The 23,875-nt window shown below is 71.4% G+C and carries 20 protein-coding genes; 13 read left to right on the plus strand and 7 right to left on the minus strand.

Annotation, left to right across the window (positions count from 1 at the left end; all coding sequences use genetic code 11):
* The first annotated feature begins 171 nt into the window (after positions 1 to 171).
* From BLT62_RS03795 to BLT62_RS03805, 3 genes are all read left to right on the plus strand, one after another.
* The gene (locus tag BLT62_RS03795) at positions 172 to 2,520 is read left to right on the plus strand and encodes a DEAD/DEAH box helicase (RefSeq protein ID WP_083362868.1); all 2,349 of its coding nucleotides are present in this window, start codon (positions 172 to 174) and stop codon (positions 2,518 to 2,520) included.
* A gap of 180 nt (positions 2,521 to 2,700) precedes the next feature.
* Complete coding sequence (locus BLT62_RS03800) at positions 2,701 to 3,426, plus strand: collagen-like triple helix repeat-containing protein (protein WP_083362869.1); 726 nt, start codon at positions 2,701 to 2,703, stop codon at positions 3,424 to 3,426.
* A 214-nt stretch (positions 3,427 to 3,640) separates the two neighbouring features.
* Positions 3,641 to 4,066, plus strand: a complete 426-nt coding sequence (locus BLT62_RS03805; protein ID WP_083362870.1) for an LbetaH domain-containing protein — start codon at positions 3,641 to 3,643, stop codon at positions 4,064 to 4,066.
* A gap of 16 nt (positions 4,067 to 4,082) precedes the next feature.
* Here BLT62_RS03805 and BLT62_RS03810 read toward each other — a convergent pair whose 3' ends face one another.
* From BLT62_RS03810 to BLT62_RS03820, 3 genes are read right to left on the minus strand one after another with little or no spacing between them, the layout of a single operon-like run.
* The gene (locus tag BLT62_RS03810; protein WP_083362871.1) at positions 4,083 to 7,073 is read right to left on the minus strand and encodes an AAA family ATPase; all 2,991 of its coding nucleotides are present in this window, start codon (positions 7,071 to 7,073) and stop codon (positions 4,083 to 4,085) included.
* Positions 7,070 to 8,293 (minus strand): exonuclease SbcCD subunit D, encoded by a 1,224-nt coding sequence (locus BLT62_RS03815; protein ID WP_083362872.1) that lies wholly within the window; start codon positions 8,291 to 8,293, stop codon positions 7,070 to 7,072. Before BLT62_RS03815 ends, BLT62_RS03810 begins: the two co-directional genes overlap by 4 nt.
* Positions 8,294 to 8,351: 58 nt before the next feature.
* Positions 8,352 to 9,422: an LLM class flavin-dependent oxidoreductase gene (locus BLT62_RS03820; protein ID WP_083362873.1), complete on the minus strand. Its 1,071-nt coding sequence runs from the start codon at positions 9,420 to 9,422 to the stop codon at positions 8,352 to 8,354.
* Positions 9,423 to 9,604: 182 nt separating this feature from the next.
* On the opposite strand from BLT62_RS03820, the gene BLT62_RS03825 reads away from it, so the two are divergent.
* A complete protein-coding gene (locus tag BLT62_RS03825) occupies positions 9,605 to 10,576 on the plus strand; it encodes an FKBP-type peptidyl-prolyl cis-trans isomerase (protein WP_083362874.1) in 972 nt (323 codons plus the stop codon).
* Positions 10,577 to 10,669: 93 nt separating this feature from the next.
* Here the strand turns inward: BLT62_RS03825 and BLT62_RS03830 are convergent, their stop codons facing one another.
* Positions 10,670 to 10,948 (minus strand): glutaredoxin family protein, encoded by a 279-nt coding sequence (locus tag BLT62_RS03830; protein WP_083362875.1) that lies wholly within the window; start codon positions 10,946 to 10,948, stop codon positions 10,670 to 10,672.
* A 90-nt stretch (positions 10,949 to 11,038) separates the two neighbouring features.
* Between BLT62_RS03830 and BLT62_RS03835 the strand changes: the two genes are divergently transcribed.
* Positions 11,039 to 11,641, plus strand: coding sequence for a hypothetical protein (locus BLT62_RS03835; protein ID WP_083362876.1), 603 nt, complete (start codon positions 11,039 to 11,041; stop codon positions 11,639 to 11,641).
* Positions 11,642 to 11,713: 72 nt separating this feature from the next.
* On the opposite strand, the gene BLT62_RS03840 is transcribed toward BLT62_RS03835, so the two are convergent.
* A complete protein-coding gene (locus BLT62_RS03840) occupies positions 11,714 to 12,172 on the minus strand; it encodes a hypothetical protein (protein WP_083362877.1) in 459 nt (152 codons plus the stop codon).
* A gap of 162 nt (positions 12,173 to 12,334) precedes the next feature.
* On the opposite strand from BLT62_RS03840, the gene BLT62_RS03845 reads away from it, so the two are divergent.
* From BLT62_RS03845 to BLT62_RS03870, 6 genes are all read left to right on the plus strand, one after another.
* Positions 12,335 to 13,051: a VOC family protein gene (locus tag BLT62_RS03845; protein ID WP_083362878.1), complete on the plus strand. Its 717-nt coding sequence runs from the start codon at positions 12,335 to 12,337 to the stop codon at positions 13,049 to 13,051.
* Between the two features lie 152 nt (positions 13,052 to 13,203).
* Positions 13,204 to 14,136, plus strand: a complete 933-nt coding sequence (locus tag BLT62_RS03850; RefSeq protein ID WP_083362879.1) for an AEC family transporter — start codon at positions 13,204 to 13,206, stop codon at positions 14,134 to 14,136.
* A gap of 111 nt (positions 14,137 to 14,247) precedes the next feature.
* On the plus strand, positions 14,248 to 14,598 hold the full coding sequence (locus BLT62_RS03855) for an ArsR/SmtB family transcription factor (RefSeq protein WP_083362880.1): 351 nt from the start codon (positions 14,248 to 14,250) through the stop codon (positions 14,596 to 14,598).
* Between the two features lie 12 nt (positions 14,599 to 14,610).
* Entirely contained in the window at positions 14,611 to 15,096 is a 486-nt protein-coding gene (locus BLT62_RS03860) for an SRPBCC family protein (RefSeq protein ID WP_083362881.1), read from the plus strand.
* 78 nt (positions 15,097 to 15,174) lie between these two features.
* On the plus strand, positions 15,175 to 15,609 hold the full coding sequence (locus BLT62_RS03865) for a VOC family protein (RefSeq protein ID WP_083362882.1): 435 nt from the start codon (positions 15,175 to 15,177) through the stop codon (positions 15,607 to 15,609).
* A gap of 52 nt (positions 15,610 to 15,661) precedes the next feature.
* On the plus strand, positions 15,662 to 16,480 hold the full coding sequence (locus BLT62_RS03870; protein WP_083362883.1) for a shikimate 5-dehydrogenase: 819 nt from the start codon (positions 15,662 to 15,664) through the stop codon (positions 16,478 to 16,480).
* 68 nt (positions 16,481 to 16,548) lie between these two features.
* Here the strand turns inward: BLT62_RS03870 and BLT62_RS03875 are convergent, their stop codons facing one another.
* Both BLT62_RS03875 and BLT62_RS03880 read right to left on the minus strand, forming a co-directional pair.
* The gene (locus tag BLT62_RS03875; RefSeq protein ID WP_083362884.1) at positions 16,549 to 17,604 is read right to left on the minus strand and encodes a 2,3-butanediol dehydrogenase; all 1,056 of its coding nucleotides are present in this window, start codon (positions 17,602 to 17,604) and stop codon (positions 16,549 to 16,551) included.
* A 194-nt stretch (positions 17,605 to 17,798) separates the two neighbouring features.
* On the minus strand, positions 17,799 to 18,701 hold the full coding sequence (locus BLT62_RS03880; protein ID WP_083362885.1) for an EamA family transporter: 903 nt from the start codon (positions 18,699 to 18,701) through the stop codon (positions 17,799 to 17,801).
* A gap of 272 nt (positions 18,702 to 18,973) precedes the next feature.
* Here BLT62_RS03880 and BLT62_RS03885 point away from each other — a divergent pair, with 272 nt between their 5' ends.
* Both BLT62_RS03885 and BLT62_RS03890 read left to right on the plus strand, forming a co-directional pair.
* A complete protein-coding gene (locus tag BLT62_RS03885; protein WP_231919332.1) occupies positions 18,974 to 22,996 on the plus strand; it encodes an ExeM/NucH family extracellular endonuclease in 4,023 nt (1,340 codons plus the stop codon).
* 136 nt (positions 22,997 to 23,132) lie between these two features.
* Positions 23,133 to 23,801 (plus strand): hypothetical protein, encoded by a 669-nt coding sequence (locus tag BLT62_RS03890; RefSeq protein ID WP_083362887.1) that lies wholly within the window; start codon positions 23,133 to 23,135, stop codon positions 23,799 to 23,801.
* Positions 23,802 to 23,875 lie beyond the last annotated feature (74 nt).

Genomic DNA, 23,875 nt, shown 5'->3' on the forward strand with positions numbered 1-23,875 from the left:
GCGGATGGGTTTGTAAGTCTGGTGGGCCGGTTTCGCAACAATTCTGTTGGCGAAAAATCACAATGTATGTGAACGGCCCCGGTCATTACTCCCCGGGTTCTCAGTTGCGGTGCGCTCAGTGAAGCGCAGCGCTGTTCTGCCATGTACTCGAACAAAACCCAGGAAATCTCTATGTCGAATAACCACAATTCTTCGGGTCGCACGGCCAAGAACTACGATCCTTCCTACGCCAAGGGCGGCAGCAAGGGCGGGCCCAAGGGCGCCGGCTCTCGCGCACCCGGCCACCGCGGCCACCGTCCGGAAGAGGGCGGCCCCAAGAAGGCTCGCTGGAACGCCGACGAGCGCGCAGCCCGCGCCGGCGGAAACGACCGGCCCGCATACGGCAACGACCGCCCGGCCCGCGGCAACGACCGCCCGTCCTACGGCAGCGACCGTGGCGCGCGCTCCGAGCGCCCGTCCTACGGCGACCGCGCCCCGCGCACCGACCGCCCGGCCTACAACAACGACCGCGGCAACGACCGCGGCAACGACCGCGGCGAGCGTCCCTCCTACGGCGCCCGCTCCGAGCGCCCCTCATACGGCGCCGACCGCGGCGCACGCAGCGAGCGCCCCTCCTACGGCGACCGCCCGCAGCGCGGCAACGACCGCCCGTCCTACGGCAGCGACCGCGGCGCGCGTTCCGAGCGTCCCTCCTACAACAACGACCGCGGCAACGACCGTGGCGCACGCCCGGCCTACGGCCAGGGCAGCGAGCGTCCCGCCTACGGTGACCGCCCGCAGCGTGGCAACGACCGCCCGTCCTACGGCAGCGACCGCGGCGCGCGTTCCGAGCGTCCCTCCTACAACAACGACCGCGGCAATGACCGTGGCGCACGCCCGGCCTACGGCCAGGGCAGCGAGCGTCCCGCTTACGGCGACCGCCCGCAGCGCGGCAACGACCGCCCGTCCTACGGCAGCGACCGCGGTGCACGCTCCGAGCGCCCCGCATACGACGCCAACCGCAACGACCGCGGCGACCGCCCGGCCTACGGCCAGCGCCCGTCGTACAACGACCGCCCGCAGCGTCCGGAGCGCACCGAGCGCCCCGCCTACAACGCCGACCGCGCCCCGCGCAAGGACTTCGCCGACCGGGCCGACCGCCCGCGTCGCAACTTCGACGAGCGCCCCCCGCGCCGCGACAACTTCGACCGTCCCGGCTTCCAGAAGTCGGACCGCAGCGACTCGAGCTTCTACCCGAAGCGCGACTTCTCCGGAACCGCGGGCAAGGGCCACTTCACCCCGCAGGATGACGTCGTGCTCGAGCGCCTCGAGGCCGAGGCCATTCAGGCCTCCGATGTCGTCGGCATGAGCTTCGGCGATCTGGGCCTCGGCGGCAACATCGTTGCTGCCCTTGCCGAGCTCGGCGCACCGAGCCCGTTCCCGATCCAGGCTGCGACCATCCCCGACGTTCTCGCCGGCAAGGATGTACTCGGCCGCGGCAAGACCGGCTCGGGCAAGACCATCGCCTTCGGCGCACCGCTCGTCGAGAAGCTGATGGAGAACGGCGGCGGCAAGAAGCGCGCCATGTCGCGCAAGCCCCGCGCCCTGATCCTCGCCCCGACCCGCGAGCTCGCCCTGCAGATCGACCGCACGGTGCAGCCCATCGCGCGCTCCGTCGGCCTGTTCACCACGCAGATCTACGGCGGCGTGCCGCAGCACCGCCAGGTGGGCGCGCTGCAGCGCGGCGTCGACATCATCGTCGGCACCCCCGGCCGCATCGAGGACCTGATCAACCAGGGCCGCCTCGACCTCAGCCAGGTCACCATCACGGTGCTCGACGAGGCCGACCACATGTGCGACCTCGGCTTCCTGGAGCCGGTGCAGCGCATCCTCCGCGAGACCGCCGACGGCGGCCAGAAGCTGCTGTTCTCGGCCACGCTCGACAAGGGCGTCGCCGCCCTCGTCAAGGAGTTCCTGCCCTCCCCGTCGGTGCACGAGGTTGCCGGTGAAGACCAGGCCTCCTCGACCATCGACCACCGCGTGCTCCTCATCGAGCAGCGCGACAAGACCCGCATCATCGAGCAGCTGGCCGACCGCGACGGCAAGACCCTGGTCTTCGCCCGCACCCGCGCCTTCGCCGAGCAGCTCGCCGACCAGCTCGACGACGCCGGCATCCCGGCCGTCTCGCTGCACGGCGACCTCAACCAGGCCCGCCGCACCCGCAACCTGGCGCAGCTGACCAGCGGCCGCGTCAGCGTGCTGGTGGCCACGGATGTCGCGGCTCGCGGCATCCACGTCGACGACATCGACCTGGTGATCCAGGCCGACGCCCCCGACGAGTACAAGACGTACCTGCACCGCGCCGGCCGCACCGGCCGCGCCGGCAAGCAGGGCACCGTCGTGACGCTCATCCCCAAGCAGCGCCAGCGCCGCATGGCCGAGCTGCTCGAGCGCGCCGAGATCGAGGCCGACTTCGTCCAGGCCTTCCCCGGCGACGCACTCGTGTCGCAGATCGCCGGCCACGCGCCGGCCAACGCGTAGTCACACGCAGAACCCCTGGGCCCGCTCGACCTTCCGGTCGGGCGGGCCCTTCTACATACCCGGGGCACCATCGGATGCGGGCCGCACCCCGAACGGGCGGGCCCAATGCGCGCTCGCCTCTCGCACTCGGCCGGTGCGCGCCGCTAAGCTCTGCGGCAACCGCGTGCGAAGGAGCCCACCGTGACCGAAGCCAACGATCGACCCGACTCCGCCTCTGACCCCGTGCCCGTCGGCACCCCGGGGTCGGCGCCTGTCGGAGCGCCCGCCGGCGACCCGGGAGGCAAGCCGGCTGCGGCGGTCACCAGGGCCACGCTGCTCTGGATCGGGGCCGGCGTCGTGCTGCTCGCCTTCGTCGCCTCCTTCCTCGGATCCAGCATGGCCGCGGCGACGGCGGAGCCCGCCCCGGCGCCCACCGTCTATGTGACGGCGACGCCCGAGCCGAGCGCGCCGGCGCCCGAGCCGAGCGAGCCGCCGCTGGACCAGGCTGCGCTCGACGCGATGATCGCCGAGTTGATGCCAACCGGCTCGATCGTGCGGGCCGGCGTCGGGGCCCCGTCGGTGGACGCCGGCTTCGACGGCGACCTCTACATCGACCTGCAGAGCGCCAACGTGTACCTGCGTCAGGACGGCGTGTGGACCTCCGTCGGCAACATCAAGCAGAACGCCGCGGAGAACCTGGCCGGCGAGCAGGGCGAGCAGGGGGAGACAGGCGCGACCGGCGCCCAGGGCGAGCCGGGCAAGCCAGGCAAGCCGGGCGAGCCCGGGGTCGCCGGCACGCAGGTGTCGCTCGGCACGGGCAGCCCGGACCCGGCGGCCGCGTGCGGCGCGGACGGCGACATCTACCTCGACACCGCCAGCATGGCCTTCTACACCTGCTCCGCGGGGGCGTGGGTCGCGCAGCAGTAACGCGGTGGGCGGCCCGGCGCGGAGGGAATGCCAGCGGCATCCGCCGTGTTATGTCAACAGCGGATCGGGACAGTCACGGCGTGGGCGCAGCCAACACGCAGCGTGCACGCAGCGGCGGGTGTTCTGATCGCAGGGAAGTGCCAACGATGTCGAGCCGCGCCGGCCAGGCCGCGCGCGGGTCGAGATCGATCCGGTGGAGCAGAGAGGGGCCGCGATGAGCACCAACTACGTGGACATTGAAGACAGCGCCGGCGTGCTGCGCCGTTACCGTCACCACGCGAACGGCCGCGGCTTCGTCTCGGCCGAGGCCACGGTGCACCGCACCGCCTACATCGCGCGGGGGAGCTACGTCGACCCCGGGGCCGAGGTCCATGCCGAGGCTCAGATCGGCCCGGACAGCTGGATCGAGCCGGGCGCGATCGTCGGAGCCGAGGCACGCCTGGGGGCGCGGGCCCACCTCGCGCCACACGCCGTCGTCGGGGTGCGGGCGCGGCTCGGCAACCGGGTCACCGTCGGCAAGGGTGCTCGCATCGGCGAAGGCGCCCGCGTGGGCGACGATGAGACGATCCCGGCCGGGGCCACCATCCCGGGCACCCGACCGGTCGCACCGAGCCGAGCCCACCTGGGGCTCGCCGCCTAGCCGAGCCCGTGTACCGCTAGCCGACTTCCTGGCTGATCGTGCTCCAGCCCTGTTCGCTGACGGCCACCTGCAGCGAGGCGTGAATCTGCTCCTTCATCGCCTCGACGTGGCTGATCAGCCCGATGGTGCGGCCTCCCGTGCGCAGCCCGTCGAGTGTCGTCATCGCGATCTCGAGCGTCTCGGCGTCCAACGACCCGAATCCCTCGTCGATGAAGAGGGTGTCGAGAGTGATGCCGCCGGCCCGTCCGGTGACGACCTCGGCCAGGCCGAGAGCCAGGGCGAGGGACGCCAGGAACGTCTCGCCGCCCGAGAGCGAGTGCGTCGGCCGCTGCGCCCCGGTGTGGCTGTCGAGGATCGCCAGGCCGAGACCGGACTGCGTGGAGCGGTAGCCGACGGCGTCGTCGTGCTCGAGCAGGTAGCGGCCGCCGCTCATCTGGTGCAGTCGGGCGTTCGCCGCTGCCACGATCTCCTCGAGCTCCGCGGCGAGCACGAAGCTCTCCAAGCGCATCCTCCGGTCGTTCGGCGCGTCACCTTTGACCGTCGCGGCCAGGCGCGCCACGACCTCGTGACGGTCGATCAGCTCCGCGGATGCCGCCAACGCCGTCTCGACGGTGTCGACGAGCTCACTCAGGCTGGCCGCGTGCGCGGTGAGCGTCGCCCGCCGGGCGAGGGCCTCGTCGCGGGCCGAGCGGGCGAGCCGCACGGCCTCCTCCGACTCCTCGAGCTCGACCTCTTCGCTCGGCAGCCCGGCGAGTTCGGGCTCGGCGAGCGTCGCCTTTGCCGCCGCGACCGCGTCATCGTGCGCCCGGAGGCCCGCCCCCAGCTCCGCGCGCCGCTCGGCGTCGAGGTGCGCCGCCACGACGGCCGCGGCACTCTCGAAGCCCTGCTTGTCCAGCCGCGCGCGCTGTTCGGAGTCGGCGGAGGTGGCGGCAGAACCGGCCACCGAGACGGCGTTCTGGGCTGCGGCGAGGGCACGCGCCGCCGTCAAGGTGAGGGCGAGCGCCTCGCTGCGGGCCGCGATCGTGACATAGCCGGCGCGCTGCTCCGCCACGCGCTGCTCGGCCGCCTCGCTGCGGGTGCGCGCCGCGGTTGAGGCGGCGGCGGCGCGGGCGAGGGTCTCGCGGCACGCGGCCACCGCCGCGGTGAGCGTCGCGAGTTCGGCATGGTGCTCGCCGAGTGTGGCGGCCAGCTCGTCGGACTCGGCGGCTGCGGCCGCGGCCAGCGCCACCGAGGTCTCGGCGAGCAGGATCTTGGCCTCGAGCAGCTGGGTGGGCAGCGTGCCGGCGAGGGCCGTCGCCGCGGCGAGCTCGGAGTCCAGGGCGTGGGCGGCCTCGCGTGCCGTGTCGGCGACGGCGCGGCACGCGGCCAGCTCGGCCTCGGCGGCGGCGATGTCGTCCGGGCCCACCGCGTCGGCGGAGGCGGCGGCCGGGTGCGGGTGCTCGTGGGCGCCGCAGACGGCGCAGGGCTCGCCGAAGCGCAGCTCGAGGGCGAGCTCGGCGGCATGCCCGCTCAGGCGTCGTGCCCGCAGCCGGTCGAGCCTGGCGGATGCCGCCGTGCTCTCCTGGCCGGCCCCGAACTCCCGCGCGCGGGCCTCCGCGAGCTCGGGCTGCAGTGCGGCCACCCGCTGGGCCTGGGCGAGCGTCGCCGCCAGGCGGTCCCGCTCGGCGGACTCCGGGTCGAGCCGCGCCGCCGCCAACCGCAGCTCGCCCAGGCGCGCCGTGTCGGCCGCGATCAACGCCGGCAGCGCGGTGGAGCGCTCGACGGCCTCGGCCAGGGCCGTCTCGGCCGCCGTGTGCTCCCGGGCGTGCTGCTCCTGGGCGTTGTGCAGCGCCGGAAGCTCGCGCTCCAGAGCCAGCGTCTCGTTGACGGCGCCCTGTTCCTGCGTCGCCGACTCGATGAGCCTGGCCAGTTCTGCCGGGGCGGTGCTGTCCGGGGCGCCGGGCAGGACCACGAACGCGGACTGCGCCTGCGCGACCGCGTCCTCGGCGGCCCGCAGTGCCGCGCGGGCGCGCTCGGCGGCCGTCACGGCTCCGAGGGCCACATCGGCGCGGGCGGCCGCGGCCAACGCGGCGCGCTCGGCGTCGATCGTCTCCGTTGCCGCGCGCAGCTCGGCCAGGCGCGCCTCCGCGGCGGCCCGGCGCTGCTGCGCGGTGCGCAGCGCGATGCGGGCGTCGTGGGCGGCGTCGGCGGCGGCGAACTGCGCGTCGGCCGTCTCGGCCGCGTCCATCGCCTGCCGGACGAGCAGCTGGCCGTCATCCGTCAGCGCCGCCAGCCACGGGGTGAGCTGCTCGGCCGTGTGGGACTCGGGCACCGCGGCGGCCTCAGCGGAGACGCCCAGGGCTCGCGCCGCCGATGACGCCTGCTCCACCAGCTGCTCGAGGGCGGCCCGCCGCGCGCCGAGCTCGCCGTCGAGCTGCTTGCGCCGCTCGGTGAGCGTGGCCTCGTAGTCCTGGAACCGCCGGGTGCCGAAGAGCGAGCGCAGCACCTCTTGGCGGGCCTCGCTCTTGGCCAGCAGGAACTGCTGGAACCGGTTTTGTGCCAGCAGGATCACCTGCAAGAACTGGTCTTTGTTCAGGCCGACGAGCTCGGCGATCCGCGGGCCCACCTCGCGCGGCTGTGCCTCGATGCCGTGCCACTCGGTGCCGCGCAGCTCGAACAGCTCCGCGGTCGCCTTCTGCTTGGTGGTGCCGGTGCCGCGTGCCTTCTGCCGCTCGAACTCGGGCGCCCGCTCCACCCGGTACCGGGTGTCGCCCGCCGTGAACTCGAGCGTGACGAGGCTCGGGTCGTCCGGGCCGGCGTGGTCGCTGCGGAGCCGGGCCTTGGTGCCGTCGTAGCGCGGCACGCTGTCGTACAGCGCGAAGCAGATCGCGTCGAGGATGCTCGACTTGCCGGCCCCGGTCTTGCCGCCCATCAGGAAGATTCCGTCGTCGGCGAAGGCGTCGAAGTCGACGTGCTGCAGCGACTTGTACGGCCCGAAGCCCTGCACGCTCAGCTTGTTGATCCTCATGCCGCGCCCCCTGCCGGTGCGCCGGCCAACTCGCCGGCCAGTTCGCCGGACCGGGCCGCCTCGTTCGTGGCGATCACCTCGGCCAGGATCTCCCGTTCGGCGTCGCTGGCACCGTCGCCGTTCCGCACGTGCTCGAGGAACCCGGCGACGATCTCGGCGTCGCTCTTGGCCTTGACCCGCTCGGCGTAGCTGGCCTCGGATGCCGCGGCCACCACGCTCGGCTGGTGGCTGAGGTCGGCGCACCAGCGGTAGCGCTGCTGCAGTTTGCGCATGGCGTCCAGCGGCCGGGACTGGTCGGTGAGTATCGCGCGCACCCAGTCGCCCTCGGCGGGGGTGTGCACGGCATCCGTCAGCAGCTCCTCCAGCGTGCCGGTGAGCACGCTGAGCGCGCGCGGCACGGGCAGCGGCAGCCACTCCACCGCGTCCAGGCCGTCGGGGCCGAGCTCGACCAGCCAGCCGCCGCGCTGCTTGCCCGCCTCACTGAACGAGTAGTGCACCGGGGCGCCAGAGTAGCGGGCCCGCTCGCTCAGCGTCGAGCGGCCGTGGATGTGCCCGAGGGCGACGTAGTCCGGACCGTCGAAGGTGCGAAGCGGCACCAGGTCGAGGCCGCCTGCGGTGATGTCGCGCACGACGTCGTCGACGAAGGGTGCCGCGCTGGTGTCGTCGGCAGGGCCGACGTTCACCGCGAAGCAGTGCGAGATCGCGACGCTGCGCCCGCCGCGCTCGGCCAGGTCGGCGCGGACCCGGTCCATGGCGAAGCCGAGGGTCTGCGCGTGCGTGCGCAGCTCGGCCTCCGGGTACCGGCCGCGCACCAGCGCCGGCTCCAGATAGGGGATGCCGTAGAAGTGCACAGGCCCGTGCTCGTCCGCCAGCGTCACCGGCCGGTCGTGCTGCTCCGGCCGGGCGATCACGTGCACCCCGCCGAAGGAGGCGAACTCGGACTGGAAGCCGAGCCGGGTCGCCGAGTCATGATTGCCGCTGGTGAGGATGACGGTGGCGCCCGCCGCGCGGATGGCGCCGAGTGCGCGCGTCAACAGCTCGTAGCTGTCGCGCGACGGCACCGCCGAGTCGAACACATCGCCCGCGACGATGACCACGTCGATGTCGCGTTGCCGCACCTCGACCGAGAGCGCGGCCAGCACCTGATCGAGCGCCGCGAGGGTGGAGTGCCCATGGAAGGTGCGCCCGACGTGCCAATCCGAGGTGTGCAGAATCCGCATGACTACAAGCTAGCGCCGACCGCTGACAGAACAGCGGAAACGCGTTCCGGCTCGCTGGCTAGCTGGCCAGCAGTCGCAGCGTCTGCTCGCGGCCCGGCGTGCGGTCCAGCGGCTCGTCGGCGAAGCTGCCGCCGATGGCCGACACCATGACCTCGTCGACGCCGTGCTCGGCGGCGAACGCCGCCAGCTCTGCCCGGGCGGTCTCCGGCGTGCCGATCAGCCAGCGCGACTCTGCCGCAGCGATGAACGCCGCGCGAGCGGCATCCGGGGCCTCGATCTCTGCGGCCTGGGCCTGCTCCACCGTCTCCAGTGCGGTGAGCCGCTGGCCGGAGCGCAGCCTGGCCATCATGCGCAACTGCGGAAGGGCGCGGGCCCGCGCCTCCTCGAGCGTCGGCGCCACCGAGGCGTTCAGGGTGAGGAAGCTCTGCGGCGTCGGGTGCGCCTCGCTCGGCTGGTACTCGGTGCGGTAGAGGCGCATCGCTGCGGCCAGCCCCTCGCCGCTGAAGTGGTTGGCGAAGACGTAGGGCAGGCCGAGCCGGGCGGCGAGCCTGGCCGAGTAGTCGCTGGAGCCGAGCAGCCAGATCGTCGGGGCGCCGGATGCCGCAGGCGTCGCGTGCACGACGTACTCCTGCCCGCTGGTGAGTGTGAACGCGGCACCGCCCGGCTGCAGCAGCGCCTGGATCTCGCCGATGTTCTCGGGGAACCGCGACACCTCGCTGGTCGCGCCGCTCTGGTTCAGCAGCGCGGTGATCACCGGGTCGCTGCCGGGGGCGCGGCCGAGGCCCAGGTCGATGCGGCCCGGCGCGATCGCCTCGAGCGCGGCGAACTGCTCCGCCACGACGAGCGGGGCGTGGTTGGGCAGCATCACGCCGCCGGAGCCGACCCGGATCCGCTCCGTGCGGCTCGCGATCGCGGCGATCAGCACCGGGGGAGTGGTCGAGGCCACGGCGGGCATGTTGTGGTGCTCGGCCAGCCAGTAGCGCTCGAAGCCGAGCTCGTCGGCGGTCTGGGCGAGTGAGACGGATGCCGCCACGGCCTGGGCGCTGCTCTGCCCGCTGCGCACAGGCACCAGGTCGAGCACGGAGAGGCGGGGCAGGGCGGGCGCGGGGGTGTGTGCTGCGGTAGTCATCGCTCGGTCAAACCGGCGGGGCCGTTCCGGTATTCCAATCGGAAACCGCGCGGCCAGCTTTCAGGCAAGCCCAAGGCCGAAGTGACAGACTCGACAAGGCCCTTGAGCGGAATACGCCGAGTGGCCGCCCCTGCGGCGATCCCCTGCAGCCGCTCCCGACGCGAATCGAGAACCTCACCAGCATGAAAAAGACATCACCGCTCGGCCGCCTGGCGCCGCTGGCGCTCCTGGCCGCCTCCGCGCTCGTCCTCACCGGTTGTGCATCCGGTGAGAGTAACTCCACTGCCTCCCCCTCGTCCTCGGCCGAGGCCTGTGGCGAGTACACCTCGGGCTCGCAAAGCAAGTCCGTCAAGGTCACCGGTGACCACGGCAGCGAAGTCACCGCCGAGTTCAAGACCCCGTTCACCGCGACGGAACTGCAGCGCACGATCGTGGAGGAGGGCGACGGCGAGGTCACCGCCCCCGGCCAGACCGTCGAGCTGCGCATCAACGTCTTCGGTGGCAACACCGGCGAGCTCGCGATCTCGGAGACCTCCGAGTTCATCGCCGGCGACCCGCAGATCTTCCCGGCCTTCATCGCCGGCATCGACTGCGTCCCGGTCGGCTCCCGCGTCGTCACCACCGTGCCGGCCGATGAGCTGTTCGGGGATGCCGGCAGCGAGGGCCTCGGCATTGCCGGCGGCGAGAGCGTCGTCATCGTCACCGACGTGCTCAGCATCGTTCCGCCGCTGACGCCCGCCGCCTGGACCGAGAACCCGCCGACGGTTCAGTTCAACGGCGACGAGCCGCCCGTGCTCACCCTGCCAGAGGGCGGACCGCGCCCCGAGCTGCTCATCGACGTCATTGAAGAAGGCGACGGCGCGACCGTCAAGGCCGGCGACTCCGTCACCGTGAACTACCAGGGCACGAACTGGGACACCGGTGAGATCTTCGACCAGAGCTACGGCAAGCAGCCGGCCACGTTCGCCACCACCGGCGTCGTGAAGGGCTTCGGCGCCGCACTGGTCGGCCAGAAGGTCGGCACCAAGCTCGTCGTGTCGATCCCGCCGGAGTACGGCTACGGCGTCGCGGGCAGCAGCGAGCACGAGCTCGCCGGCCAGACCCTCGTCTTCGTGATCGAGATCCTCGACGTGGCCTCGACGCCAGCACAGTAAGCAGAACTGCAACGCACGAAGGCCCGCTCCTCTCGGAGCGGGCCTTCGTGCGTATCCGCGTTGCTCTGCGTTCAGCGCGCGGCGAGAGCGCGCTTAGATCGCGGCGAGCTCGGTGAGCTTGGCGTGCAGCTCGGAGTCGCGGGGCTCCACCATGTGGCTGGCATCCGGGAACACGATCACGGGGATGTTCGTGCGGCCGCTGATGGCCTTGGCGCGGTCGGCGCCCTCGATCTCGACCTCGAGGTCGACGTAGTCGTAGTCGACGCCCAAGGTGTCGAGCAGCGACTTCGAGCGGCGGCAGTCGCTGCACCAGGTCGCACCGAACATGGTGATGCGGTCGAAGGTCTCGGCGGGAGCAGAAGATTCAGTCATGGCCATCATGCTAAGGGGTCGGAGCTGAGCGATACTCTGGAGAGGGCCGCATGTGCGGTCGACACCGGGCTCGAAGACGGCAGGGCAGAGATGGCGCGGCGCAGGCGGAGGGACTTCACGCCGTTCAACGATGAGGCGCTGCCCCGGCGCGAGGAGGCCAGCCTCGCCGAGCAGGTCGAGGAGGGCGTGATGCTCGCCGAGTTCGGCGCGCGCATGGCCCTGAAGAACCAGATCATCGTCGGCGTGCTCACCGAGCCGGATGACTTCGGGACGGAGCAGATCCGGGCCGCAGCCCGCGCCGCCCTCTATGAGGAGGTGCAGCAGGAGGACGAGTCCGCGTCGATCGCCGAGGAGGAGCGCGACTCGGCAGCGAACCGCGAGGGCAAGGCGCTGCACCACCACGACTACCGCACCGACGACGTGGCGAACCTGCGCCGCCGCGAGAAGATGCACGCCGCCGTCGCGGAGCGGCTCTGGCGTCTGCGTGAGGACCGCGAGTACCTCGACGGCTTCATCGCCCGGGCGCAGGCGGATGCCTGGGGCGAGATCTCGGCGGCGATCGAGGCGAAGCTCGACGCGGTCTGGCCGGAGCTCGTGGTTGAGGACAAGGCGACCGGCACGGCCGAGAGGCGGCTCAAGGAGCTGCGCAAGCAGATCCGCCGCGAGGCCCGGCGCTCCCGCCGCGGCTGGTAGCCCACCGCTCCCGTTCTGCGTTCTAGGAGACGAAGCCAGTCATCTCGACGAGCCGGAGCCGCACAGCTGCCGCTAGGCGGTTGCCGCCGCGCCCCGCGCCTTCGTCAGCGTGCTGCCCACCCAACCGAGCAGAACCGACACGACGCCGACGCCGATCGCGAACAGCGCGATGCCGAAGGAGATCACCGAGGTGAACAGCGACGCGCGCAGGAACGACGCGTTCATCACGACGGCGCGCCGCGGGTCGTCCTGGGCGAGCTGCGCATACGTCTGCCCGTCGCTCATGGCGAGGGCGTGCGTGTTGATGATGTCGGCCTGGGCATATGCGGTCAACGGCCCGGCGACCGGCCATCCTTGGAGGAATGCGGCATCGTCGCTCACCGTGATGCCCTCCGCGCGGAGCTTCATGCTCACCGCGATCCAGGCGATGACGCCGACCACAATGAAGACGAAGCCGAGGACGACGACGGCGACGCTCGCTGTGTGCGCCAGGCGCAGCTTCTGGTCAAGGGTGCTGGTGGTTCCGGACATCTGTGATCCTCCCCGAATCGAATGATGCTCGCAGCGTATCGACCCTGACCGCCCGCGCAACAGGGGCTGAGCGATCGGCGTCTCCGAGTGGGCTGCCCTGAACGCTACGCAATTGGTCGCCCGAGCCGCGGTGGCGCCGCCGGCTGTGCCAGATTGGCAGACATGACCGACACCGATGCCGACACCGCCGCGCCCCGTCCCGAAGCCGCGCCACTGCCCGCCGCGCTCGCCGCAGTACTCGACCACCTCGTGCTGGCCGGCCCCGATCTCGGAGCCGCCGTCGCGCACGTCGCCCGACTCACCGGCGTCACCGCCGCGCCGGGCGGTCGACACGCCATCGGCACCGCGAACGCCCTCATCGCCTTCACCGTCGCAGGCGCCCGCGGCCCGCACTACCTCGAGATCATTGGCCCCGACCCCGAGGGGGAGCAGCCGGCATCCGCAATCGCCACCTTCGGCATCGACACTCTGCAGGCGCCGACTCTCAGCAGCTACGCCGTGCATTCGGATGCCGCCGCACCCGCGGACATCGCAGAGCTGGCGGCGCGCGGCACCGACGCCGGCCTGCCACTCGGCGAGGTCGCGGCGCAGTCGCGCACGAAGCCTGACGGCAGCGTGCTCGCGTGGAGCTACACGGCCCCGCCGAGCCGGGTATCGCCGGTCGTGCCCTTCCTGATCGACTGGGGCAGCACCGCCCACCCCGGGCTGAGCGACCTGCCCACGCTCGAGCTCGTCGCGCTGCGCGGCGAGCACCCGGCGGCGGGATCGCTGCGCGCGCAGCTCGACGCGCTCGGCGTTCCGCTCGACCTCGTGCCCGGTGCGGTTCCGGCGCTGGTTGCCACGGTGCGCGGACCACTCGGGGAGGCCGAACTGCGCTGAACGCTGGCCCCCGCATCCGCCCGATCAGCGGCGTGCCCGGAGCGTCGCCGCGGCAGCGCCAGGAGCGGCCGTGCCGGCGCTCGAACCGGAACCGGTAGATTTCATTCGGGGCCCGGAGTCGGCCGCCGACCCCGAATGAGGAGCAGAACCGCATGAATGCAGACGTCGGCGGCGTCGCCACCGGCTTCGCAGTGATTGCACTGCCGATCCTGCTCGGCTACCTCGTCGGCCGCACCGGGGTGCTCGGTCCGGGCGCTCGTCCGGTGCTGAGCAAGATCGTGTTCTACGTGCTCTCGCCGCTGCTCTTGTTCTCCGTGCTCTCCGGGGCGGATGTCGCCACCCTCTTCTCCGCGCTGCTGCCCGTCTCGGCGCTCGCCGCGGGGCTCATGATGCTCGTCTTCGCCGCACTCTCGCTGCTCGTCTGGCGGCGCCCGCTCGCTGAGACGGTGATCGGATCGCTCAGCTCCGGCTACGTCAACGCCAACAACGTGGGAATCCCGCTGGCGCTGTACATGCTGGGCAGCGCGGCCTACGCGGCGCCCATCGTGCTGCTGCAGCTGTTGCTCTTCGCGCCGATCGGGCTCGCGATCCTCGATGCGCGCAGCACGGGCACCACCTCGCTGCCGCGCATCCTCGGCCGCACCCTGCGCAACCCGATCATCGTCGGCTCCCTCGCCGGCCTGTTGGTCTCGCTGGCCGGGATCACCCTGCCCCCGATCGTGCACGACCCCATCGCCCGCGTCGGCGAGGCCGCGATTCCGCTGATGCTGATCAGCTTCGGCCTGTCGCTGGCGGGGCAGCGCATGCTCAGCCCGGGCAGTGGGCGCGCACTCGTCGTGCTGGCATCCGCCCTCAAGCTCCTGGTCATGCCGGCCACCGCCTGGCTGTTGGCCTCCTTCGTGTTCGGCCTGGACGGCGAGGCGCTGTACGCGGTCGTCGTGTTGGCCGCGCTGCCCACGGCGCAAAACGTGTTCAACTATGCGCAGCGCTACGAGACGGCCGAGATCATGGCGCGCGACACCGTCTTCGTCACCACGCTGGGCTGCATTCCGGTGCTGTTCGGCATCTCGCTGCTGCTCTCCTGACCCGGCAGGAAGAAACCCTTGACAGGGTGATCGGTGCGGCGTAGCTTGTAATCAATTAAATAGTTGATCAAGCAAAAGGTTGAATAAAAACGTGAGCACACTGGTGTCAGCATGATCGATGAGAACCCCGCCGACGCGCGCCTCGACCGGGCCTTCATGGCCCTGGCCGACCCGGTGCGGCGGGAGATCATCGCCAGGCTCAGCCGCGGGCCGGCCACGGTGAACGAACTCGCCGAGCCGTTCGACATCAGCAAGCAGGCCGTGTCGAAGCACATCCAGGTGCTCGAGCACGCGGGGCTCGTCACGCGCAGCCGTGACGCCCAGCGCCGCCCGGTGCACCTGGACGCGGCCGCCCTCGAAGCCCTCACCGCCTGGATCGACGGGTACCGCCTCATCCACGAGCAACAGTTCCGCCGACTCGACTCACTGCTTGGATCGCTGACCAGCACCACCGAATCATGAGGAGAAAGAACAATGAGCACCACCACCAACGCTCTCACCGTCACCGCTCCGGCCGGTGTGCAGTACGTCGACTTCGAGCGTGAGTTCGACGCCCCCATCGAGGCCGTCTTCCGCGCCCACACCGAGCCGGGGTTGATCAAGCAGTGGCTCGGGCCGAACGGCTACGAGATGCGCATCGAGCGCTACGACTTCGTCACCGGCGGCGGCTACCGCTACATCCACATCGGGCCGGACGGCGAGGAGTACGCGTTCAACGGCGTCTTCCACGTCGTGCGCCCGAACGAGTTCGCCATCCAGACGTTTGAGTACGAGGGCTATCCAGACACCGTCAGCATCGAGGCGCTCCGCTTCGAGGACCTGGGCGGCGGGCGCAGCCGGCTCTCCGGCCACTCCGTCTACCCCAACCTGGAGGCGCGCGACGGCATGATCGCCAGCGACATGGAGATGGGCATGCGCGAGGGCTACGAGCGCCTCGACGCCCTGCTGCCCTCGCTGTAGAACGGGACGGATGCCGCGGGCGCCGGCCCGCGGCATCCGCCACCAACACCGCACCCACGAATCGCAAGGAGAAGCATCATGGATTGGACACTCGAAGTCGTCATCCTGCCGGTCAGCGACATCGACCGCGCGATCGAGTTCTACCGCGACAAGGTCGGGTTCCACCTCGACCACAACACCCAGACCGAGCAGATGCACGTCGTGCAGCTGACCCCGCAGGGCTCCGGCTGCTCGATCGTGTTCGGCAACCTGCCCTCGCAGAACGAGATGGCGCCCGGCTCGATGCGCGGGCTGCAGCTCGTCGTCTCGGACGCCCAGGCCGCCAGGGCCGAGCTCGTCGGGCGCGGGGTGGAGGCCGGCGAGATCATGGTCATCGACCCCCGCGACGGCGGCACGTTCTTCGGCTTCAGTGACCCCGACGGCAACAGCTGGGCGGTGCAGGAGCTGAAGGTGCGCGCAGAGAAGCCCCTCATCCCGGTGGAGGCGCGCGGCCGCTTCGGCGCCGACATGTGATCCGGCGCCGGGGCGGTGCCGCGCGCCCGCGCCGAGCGCCTAGAGTGCAGGGATGCCGATCCTCAACAAAGACATGACGCTGTGCATCTCGCTCTCCGGGCGACCGAGCAACATCGGCACCCGCTTCCACAACTACCTGTACGACGCCCTCGGGCTGAACTACATCTACAAGGCGTTCAGCACCGACGACCTGCCCGCCGCCATCGCCGGTGTGCGCGGCCTCGGCATCCGCGGCTGCGCCGTCTCGATGCCGTTCAAGGAGGCCGTGATCCCGCTCGTCGACGAGCTGGATGCCTCGGCGTCGGCGATCGAGTCGATCAACACGATCGTCAACACCGACGGGCGCCTGGTCGCCTACAACACCGACTACCTGGCGATCCAGCGTCTCCTCGACCGGCACGCGGTCGACCCCTGCAGTGTGGTCGTGCGCGGCAGCGGCGGCATGGCCAAGGCGGTCGTCGCTGCGCTGCGCGATGCCGGGTTCCAGAACGGCACCGTGCTGGCCCGCAATGCGGCGGCTGGCCGGGCGCTGGCCGCCCAGTACGGCTGGCGGGCGACGGATGACGAGTCGGCGGTGCACGCGGAGCTGATCGTCAACGTCACACCGCTCGGCATGGCCGGCGGGCCGGAGGCGGGGGAGCAGTCGTTCTCGGACGCGGCCATCGCCGCGGCGTCCGTCGTCTGGGACGTGGTCGCCCTGCCCAGCGAGACGCCGCTCATCCGGGCCGCCCGGGCCGCGGGCAAGCCGGTGATCACCGGCGCCGAGGTGATCGCGATCCAGGCCGAGGAACAGTTCGTGCTCTACACCGGCGTGCGCCCGAGCCCGGAGCTCGTCGCCGAGGCGTCGGCCTTCTCGCTCCGCCAGGACTAGGCGCTCCGGGCCGGGCCACGCTCCGGCCAAGCCCGCGCAACGGGCGGCTCGGCCGGGCGTCGGTGCCGCTAGGGGTGGACGATGATCTTGACGGCGGTCTCGTTGTGGTTGATCAGGGTGTCGAAGCCCTCGTCGATCAGATTCTCCAGCGCGATGCGGCCGGTGATGAACGGCTCGAGGTTCACCTTGCCCTGCTGCACCAGCTCGATGGTCGCCGCGTGGTCGCGCACGTAGGCGATCGTCCCGCGCAGGTCGATCTCCTTGAGCACGAGCTTCTGCATGTCGATGCTGGCCGGCTTGCCCCAGATGGAGACGTTGACGATCACGCCGGCGGGCTTGACCGCGTCGAAGAGCTGGTTCAGCACGACGTTGACGCTGGTGCACTCGAAGGCGACGTCCACGCCGATGCCGTCGGTGATCTCCAGCACGCGCGCCTGCAGGTCCTCGGTGCTCGGGTCGACCACGAAGTCGGCCACGCCCGTGTCGATGGCCTTCTGCTTGCGGGCGGCGCTCAGCTCGGACATGATCACGGTCACGCCGATGGCCTTGAGCACGGCGGCGGTCAACAGCCCGATCGGCCCTGCGCCGCCGATCAGTGCGATGTCGCCGGCCTGGGCGCCGCTGCGCATGACGGCGTGGTGGCCGACGGAGAGCGGTTCGATGAGGGCGGCCTGGTCGAGCGGGATGTCGCCGACGGGGTGCACCCAGCGTCGATCGACGACAACCTTCTCGCTGAGCCCTCCGCCGCCGCCGGCGAGCCCGATGAAGCCCATCTTGGTGCACAGGTGGTAGTTGCCGGCCAGGCACGGCGCACACTCGTTGCAGACGAAGTACGGCTCGACGACGACGGCTTCGCCGACGGTGAGGTCGGTGACGCCGTCGCCCAGCGCGCTCACCGTGCCGGAGAACTCGTGGCCGAGCGTGACCGGGGCGGTCTCGTGCGAGAGCGGGTGCGGGTGTCCCTCCGGCGAGATGAAGATCGGGCCCTCGAGGTACTCGTGCAGGTCGGTGCCGCAGATGCCGCACCAGGCGACGTCGATGGCCACGGCGCCGGGGCGCAGCTCCGGCTCGGGGATGTCTTCGATGCGGATGTCTTTCTGGGCGTGGAAGCGTGCAGCCTTCATGCTCGGTTCTCCTTTGTCGTGGTGCGAGCGTTCAACCGTCGGGCCCCAGCCTCGTAGGCACGGGCCCGGCCCCTCCATCGTTTCACCGTGCGGCGGATCCCGCCATTCCGGGCGGCCGGCCCGCGGCCCGGTTCCGCACGGCCGGGCGGCGGTCGGGCGGCGGCCTAGGCGAGCGCGAGCAGGCCGGCGGCGGCCTAGGCGAGCGCGAGCAGACCGGCGGCGGTCAGCGCCAGCGCCAGGCCCACCCACTGCACGGGGGCGATGCGCTCGCGCAGCACGAGCGCAGCGAGCAGGATCGTCCCGGCCGGGTACATGGCGACGAGCACGCTCATCACGCTGAGCTCGCCGAGCCGCAGCCCGATCAGGATGAGCACGTTGGCGCAGGCGTCGCAGAGCCCGCCGAGCATGGCGAGCAGCAGCCCCGCGCGCACGGTCGGCGACAGCGTCCGCGGCCGCACCGGCAGAGCGCGGGCGGCGCCGACCCCGGCCCCGACCCGGCGCACCCCGATGCGCCAGATCAGCACAGCGGCGGTGCCCATGATGAGCGCGTTCACGAAGCGACCGACGATGAGCGGGTTGATGCCGCTCTCCTCCGGGGTGAGGTCGATCAGGATCAGGAACACGCCGATGGCCGCGCCGCTGCCGATCGCCATCAGCACGCCGCGCAGGCTCGGCCGCACCGCCCCCTTCTCCGGCACGAAGCCAACGAGCACCACGGCGATGAGCGCGAGGCCGAGCGCCCCGTAGCCGAGGGGGGAGAGCGACTCGCCGCGGGCCAGGCCGACGCTCATCGGAACCAGCGCGGAGACCACCGCCGTCAGCGGCGACAGGATGCTCATCGGCCCGAGGGCCAGACAGGCGTAGAGGAGCGGGAGCGCGACGGCGCCGGCCAGGCCGGCGAGCACCCCGAGGCCGATCGCGGATGCCGACCACTCCCCGCCCAGCCAGGGCAGGGTCAGTGCGAGCGCGGTCAGGCCCGCCGCAGCCGCGATGGCCGAGGTCGGCAGTGCCGTGATGCGCCGAGAGGCGAGCCCGCCGAAGAAGTCGGCGGTGCCGTACGCCAGCGCGCCGGCCAGGCCGAGGATCGAGAGGAGCATGAGAGCTTCAGAATAGCCTGCGCAGGCCCCTGCTCAGATGAGCAGGAAAGGGAACAATCTGCTTAAGTGCAGAAGAAAAATCGAGGTTCCCTCTTGGCACGACTCACAGGGAACCCTAAGCTGCCGATGACCCCCATCAGAGGGCCAGTCTGCCGTCCCGATCGGCTCGCCAGCGCGGTCACACCGCGGTATTCGGCGCGCCTGAACGCGGCACCACTAGGACAGGAGATCTCGTGCACCAGAAACACAGCTCTCGGCCCCGGAGGCTTGGAGTGCTCGCCGTCACCACGACGGCCGCGCTCGCCTTCACGGCCTTCGGCGCCGCACCGGCCTTCGCGGCCGACCCCGCCGCCCTCGCCACCCACACCATCGCCGACGTGCAGGGCACCGGCGCGGCCACCCCGATTCCCGGCCAGACCGTCACCGTCGACGGCATCGTCACGGCCGACCACCGCACGGGCGGCTACCGCGGCATCTACGTGCAGACGCCCGGCGTCGGCGGCGACGTCGACCCGAGCCCCGGGGCATCCGACGGCATCTTCGTGTTCCTCGGCAACAACCAGGCCGCCGGCATCGCAATCGGCGACCAGGTCAGCGTCACCGGAGCGGTCAGCGAATTCAACGCGGTCACCCAGATCACCGCGAGCGCGGCCGGGGCCGTCGCACTGGTCACGGCCGGCGTCGGCCTGCCCGCTCCCGTCCCGCTGCCAGACAGCGTGCGCGGCGACGCGCGCGAGGCGTATGAGGGCATGCTGGTCGCCCCGACCGGCAGCTACTCGCTGGCGTCGAGCCACAGCCTGTTCTCCTTCGGCGAGCTCTGGCTGAACGCCGGGGCAGCCCCCGCGATCAAGAACACCGAGCTCGTCGGCCCGGGTGACGAGGCCACCGCCATCGCCGCGGCCAACAAGGGCGCCCGCCTGCTCGTCGACGACGGCTACAGCGCCCGCGTCGATGCCGCGACGCACGTCGGCGAGCAGCCCTACTTCACCAAGGACACCGTCGTCCGCAACGGCGACACCGCCGTCTTCCCGGACGCCGGCATGGTGCTCAGCTACGCCTTCAACGAGTGGCGCCTGCAGCCCCAGCTCCCGCTGACCGACAGCAGCGACGCCGCGCTCAAGGTGTCGTTCACCCCGGTGAACGTCCGGCAGGATGCCCCGCCCGCGGTCGGCGGCGACGTGAAGCTCGCCTCCTTCAACGTGTTCAACTACTTCACGACGCTCTCCTCCGTGAACTCCGGCGCCCGCGGCGCCGCGACGCAGGCCGAGTTCGACATCCAGAAGTCCAAGATCGTCGCGGCCATCAACGGCCTGGACGCCGACGTCGTCGCCCTGATGGAGATCGAGAACTCGGTCAAGCTGGCCACGCCGGCCGACATCGACCACGCGCTGAACGACCTGGTCGCCGGCCTCAACGCCGCGACCGGCTCCGAGGTGTGGGCGGCGGTCCCGACGCCGGCCGCGCTGAACGACGCGGCCATCACCGACTTCATCACGAGCGCCATCATCTACAAGAAGGACGCCGCGACGCCGGTCGGCGCGAGCAAGACCGTCATCGACGAGACCGTGTGGGACATCGCGCGCGAGCCGATCGCCCAGACCTTCACCCTCGGCGCTCGGACCGTCACAGTCGTGGCGAACCACTTCAAGTCGAAGTCGGCGCCGAGCGGAAACACGGCGCCGGAGCCGGCCGACGGGCAGGGCTTCTTCAACGCCGAGCGCACCGAGCAGGCGCAGGCCCTGCTCGCCTTCAGCCAGCAGCTGCAGGCGGACTCGGGCAGCGATGACGTGTTCCTGATCGGCGACTTCAACGCCTACGCGCACGAGGACCCGATCAACGTGTTCACCGCCGCCGGCTGGAGCGACCTCGTCCCGGCGAAGGCACCCGGCCAGTACACCTACACCTTCAGCGGGGAGCTCGGCTCGCTCGACCACGTGCTGGCCTCGCCGTCCGTCGCCCCCCGGGTGACCGGTGCCGGCGTCTGGGGCATCAACTCGCCCGAGTGGGGAGATCGCGGCTACGAGTTCGCGGCGACGGAGGCCGGAACGCCGTTCCGCTCCAGCGACCACGACCCGATCGTGGTCGGCCTGAACAGTGAGGCCGTTCCCGTCGACATCAACGTCGTCACGGTGAACGACTTCCACGGCCGGATCGAGCAGCTCGCCCCCTCCGGCGGTGCGGCGGTGCTCGCCGGCGCGGTTAAGCAGATCCGCGACGCGAACCCGAACACGGTGTTCGCCGCGGCGGGCGACCTGATCGGCGCCTCCACCTTCACCTCGTTCATCCAGCAGGACAACCCGACGATCGACGCGCTGAACGCCGCCGGGCTCGATGTGAGCTCCGTCGGCAACCACGAGTTCGACCAGGGCTTCGCCGACCTCACCGACCGGGTGATCCCGCGGGCCAACTGGGAGTACCTCGTGGCCAACGTCTACGACAAGACCACGGGCAAACCCGCGCTGGACGAGTACTACACCGAGACGTTCGACGGCGTCACCATCGGATTCATCGGTGCGGTCACCGAAGAACTGCCCTCGCTCGTCAGCCCGGCCGGCATCGCCAACCTCGAGGTGCGCGACACCGTGACCGAGGTGAACCGGGTGGCCGACCAGCTGCGCGACGGCGACCCGTCCAACGGTGAGGCGGATGTCGTCATCCTGCTGATCCACGAGGGTGCCGCGACCACGGCAATCAGCTCGGCCACCGACCCCAACTCGGCGTTCGGCAAGGTCGTCACCGGCGTGGACGGCGACGTCAACGCGATCGTCTCCGGGCACACACACCTCGCCTACAACCACGTGATCGACGGGCGACCGGTGATCTCCAGCGGGCAGTACGGCGAGAAGTTCGGCCTGATGGACATCTCGGTGAACCCGCAGACGAAGGAGCTGCTGGAGATCAGCAACCAGACGCTGCCGCTGATGACCGACCCGATCCCGGCGACGCCGACGACGCCGGCTGTGCCGGCGAAGCCGCTCTACCCGGCCGTGCCGGAGGTGCAGACCATCGTCGACGACGCCGTGGCGGTCGCCGCGGTGCTCGGCGCGAAGAAGCTGGGCGACATCACCGCCCCGTTCAACCGCGCCAAGCTCGCCAACGGCACAACGGAGAACCGCGGCGGCGAGTCGACGCTCGGCAACTTCGTGGCCGACGTGCAGCTCTGGGCGACGCAGAGCGCCAACGCCCAGATCGCCTTCATGAACCCGGGCGGGCTGCGCACTGACATGCCGTACGCGAGCTCGGGGCCGACCGACCCCGACGGCAACGTCACCTACCGCGAAGCCGCCATCGTCCAGCCGTTCGCCAACACCCTGGTGGCGATGGACCTGACCGGTGCCCAGCTGCGCGCGGTGCTGGAGCAGCAGTGGCAGCCGGCGGGCGCGTCGCGGCCGTTCCTCAAGCTCGGCGTCTCGGAGGGGCTGGTCTACGACTACAACCCCGCCGGCGCCAGCGGGGCACGGATCGGCACGATCACGCTGAACGGGGCGGTCATCGACCCGGCCGCGAGCTACCGGGTGACGGTGAACTCGTTCCTGGCATCCGGCGGCGACAACTTCACGATTCTCGCATCCGGCACCAACCGGGCCGACACCGGCAAGGTCGACCTGGCCGCGATGGTGGACTACCTCGCCGCCAACTCGCCGGCAGCGCCCGACTACGCCCAGCGGGCCGTCGGCGTGGTGCTGACGCCGCCCGCTGCGGCGGCCGGCTATGTCGCCGGGGAGAGCGTGACCGTCACGCTCAGCTCGCTGGCATTCGGCGACGCGTCCACCCCGGCCCCCGGCACGGTCAACCTCTCGCTCGGCGGGGCGGTGCTCGCATCCGCCCCTGTCGACGCCACGGTCGGTACCGCGGTGTTCGACGAGACCGGCACCGCGACCGCCCAGATCACGATCCCCGCCGGCATCGACGGTGTGCAGCAACTCGCTGTCACGGTCGCCGCCACAGGGACCGCGGTCAACGTGCCGATCACGATCCAGAAGGTCGTCGCGCCGGTCAAGGTGTCCAGCCTCACGGTCGGGGCGCCGAGCAAGCTGCTCGCCAAGGCGGGATCGACGGTCCAGTACACGGTGAGCGTGCTCGCCGTCTCCGGTCCGCGGCCGACCGGAACGGTCGAAGTGCTGGACGGCAACAAGGTCATCGCGACCATCCAGCTGACCGCGAAGGACAAGGGCCAGGCGAAGGTGAACCTGCCGAAGCTCAGCTCGGGCGTCCACCTGTTGAAGGCCCGCTACCTCGGCTCCGACACGGTGAAGGCCTCGACCGGCCTGACCCTGCCGCTGATCCTCTGGTAGTAGGCGCAGCAACGAGGAGGCCCCTCCCGGTCGACGACCGGGAGGGGCCTCCTCATTCCCGTGGGCGCCGGCCGCGGGTCGTGCCGGTGAGCGGCGCCGGCCCTGGCGTGGGTTGCGCGCGCGATAAGGTTGAGGCATGACGAGCACACGCTGGGCGCGGTTCACGCGCGGGTGGCTCGTCGCCCTGTTCTCGGTTTTCGTCGCGGCGCTCTCGCACAGCTTCGCCGGCGGCGTCACGCCGGGCTGGCTGGCCATCGTGCTCTCGCTGGCGTTCGCCGCCATGCTCAGCATCGGCCTGTCCGGCCCGAAGTGCCCGGCGCCCGGCCGCACCGGCCCGGCTCCGTGGCGGGTCGTGCTCTCCGTCGCCGGCAGCCAGATCGTCTTCCACGGGCTGTTCAGCCTGTTCGGCGGCCAGCTGGCGGCCACCCCGCTCGCCGGGACCGGGCACGCCGGCCACCACCTGAGCTCCGCCGAGATCGCCGCCCAGCTGTCGGCGATCGCGCCGGCTGGCATCGCTCCGGTCCTCGGCAGCGCGCACCACGACGTCTGGATGCTGCTCGGCCACACCATCGCCGGACTGCTCACCGTCGCCGCGATCCTGCGGGGCGAGTACGCCCTGCGCGGCCTGTTGCGCACCGCCGGCCTCGCGCTGAGCGCCCTGGCCGTGCGCCCGATCGTCCTCGCCCCGATCCCGGATGCCGCACCGGCCCGCCCCGCCGTGGCCGCCGTGTGGATCCCGCGCCCGCTGGACGTCGTGCAGTCCGCGCTGCGGCACCGTGGACCGCCGGTGCTCGCGCGCGCCTAGCGCCCCACCGCGTCATCCATACTCTCTTCGCCGAACTCTGACCGGCCGCGCGCCGTGCGCTCTGCACTGCGCGG

This window comes from Microterricola viridarii (assembly GCF_900104895.1).
Taxonomy (GTDB): domain Bacteria; phylum Actinomycetota; class Actinomycetes; order Actinomycetales; family Microbacteriaceae; genus Microterricola; species Microterricola viridarii.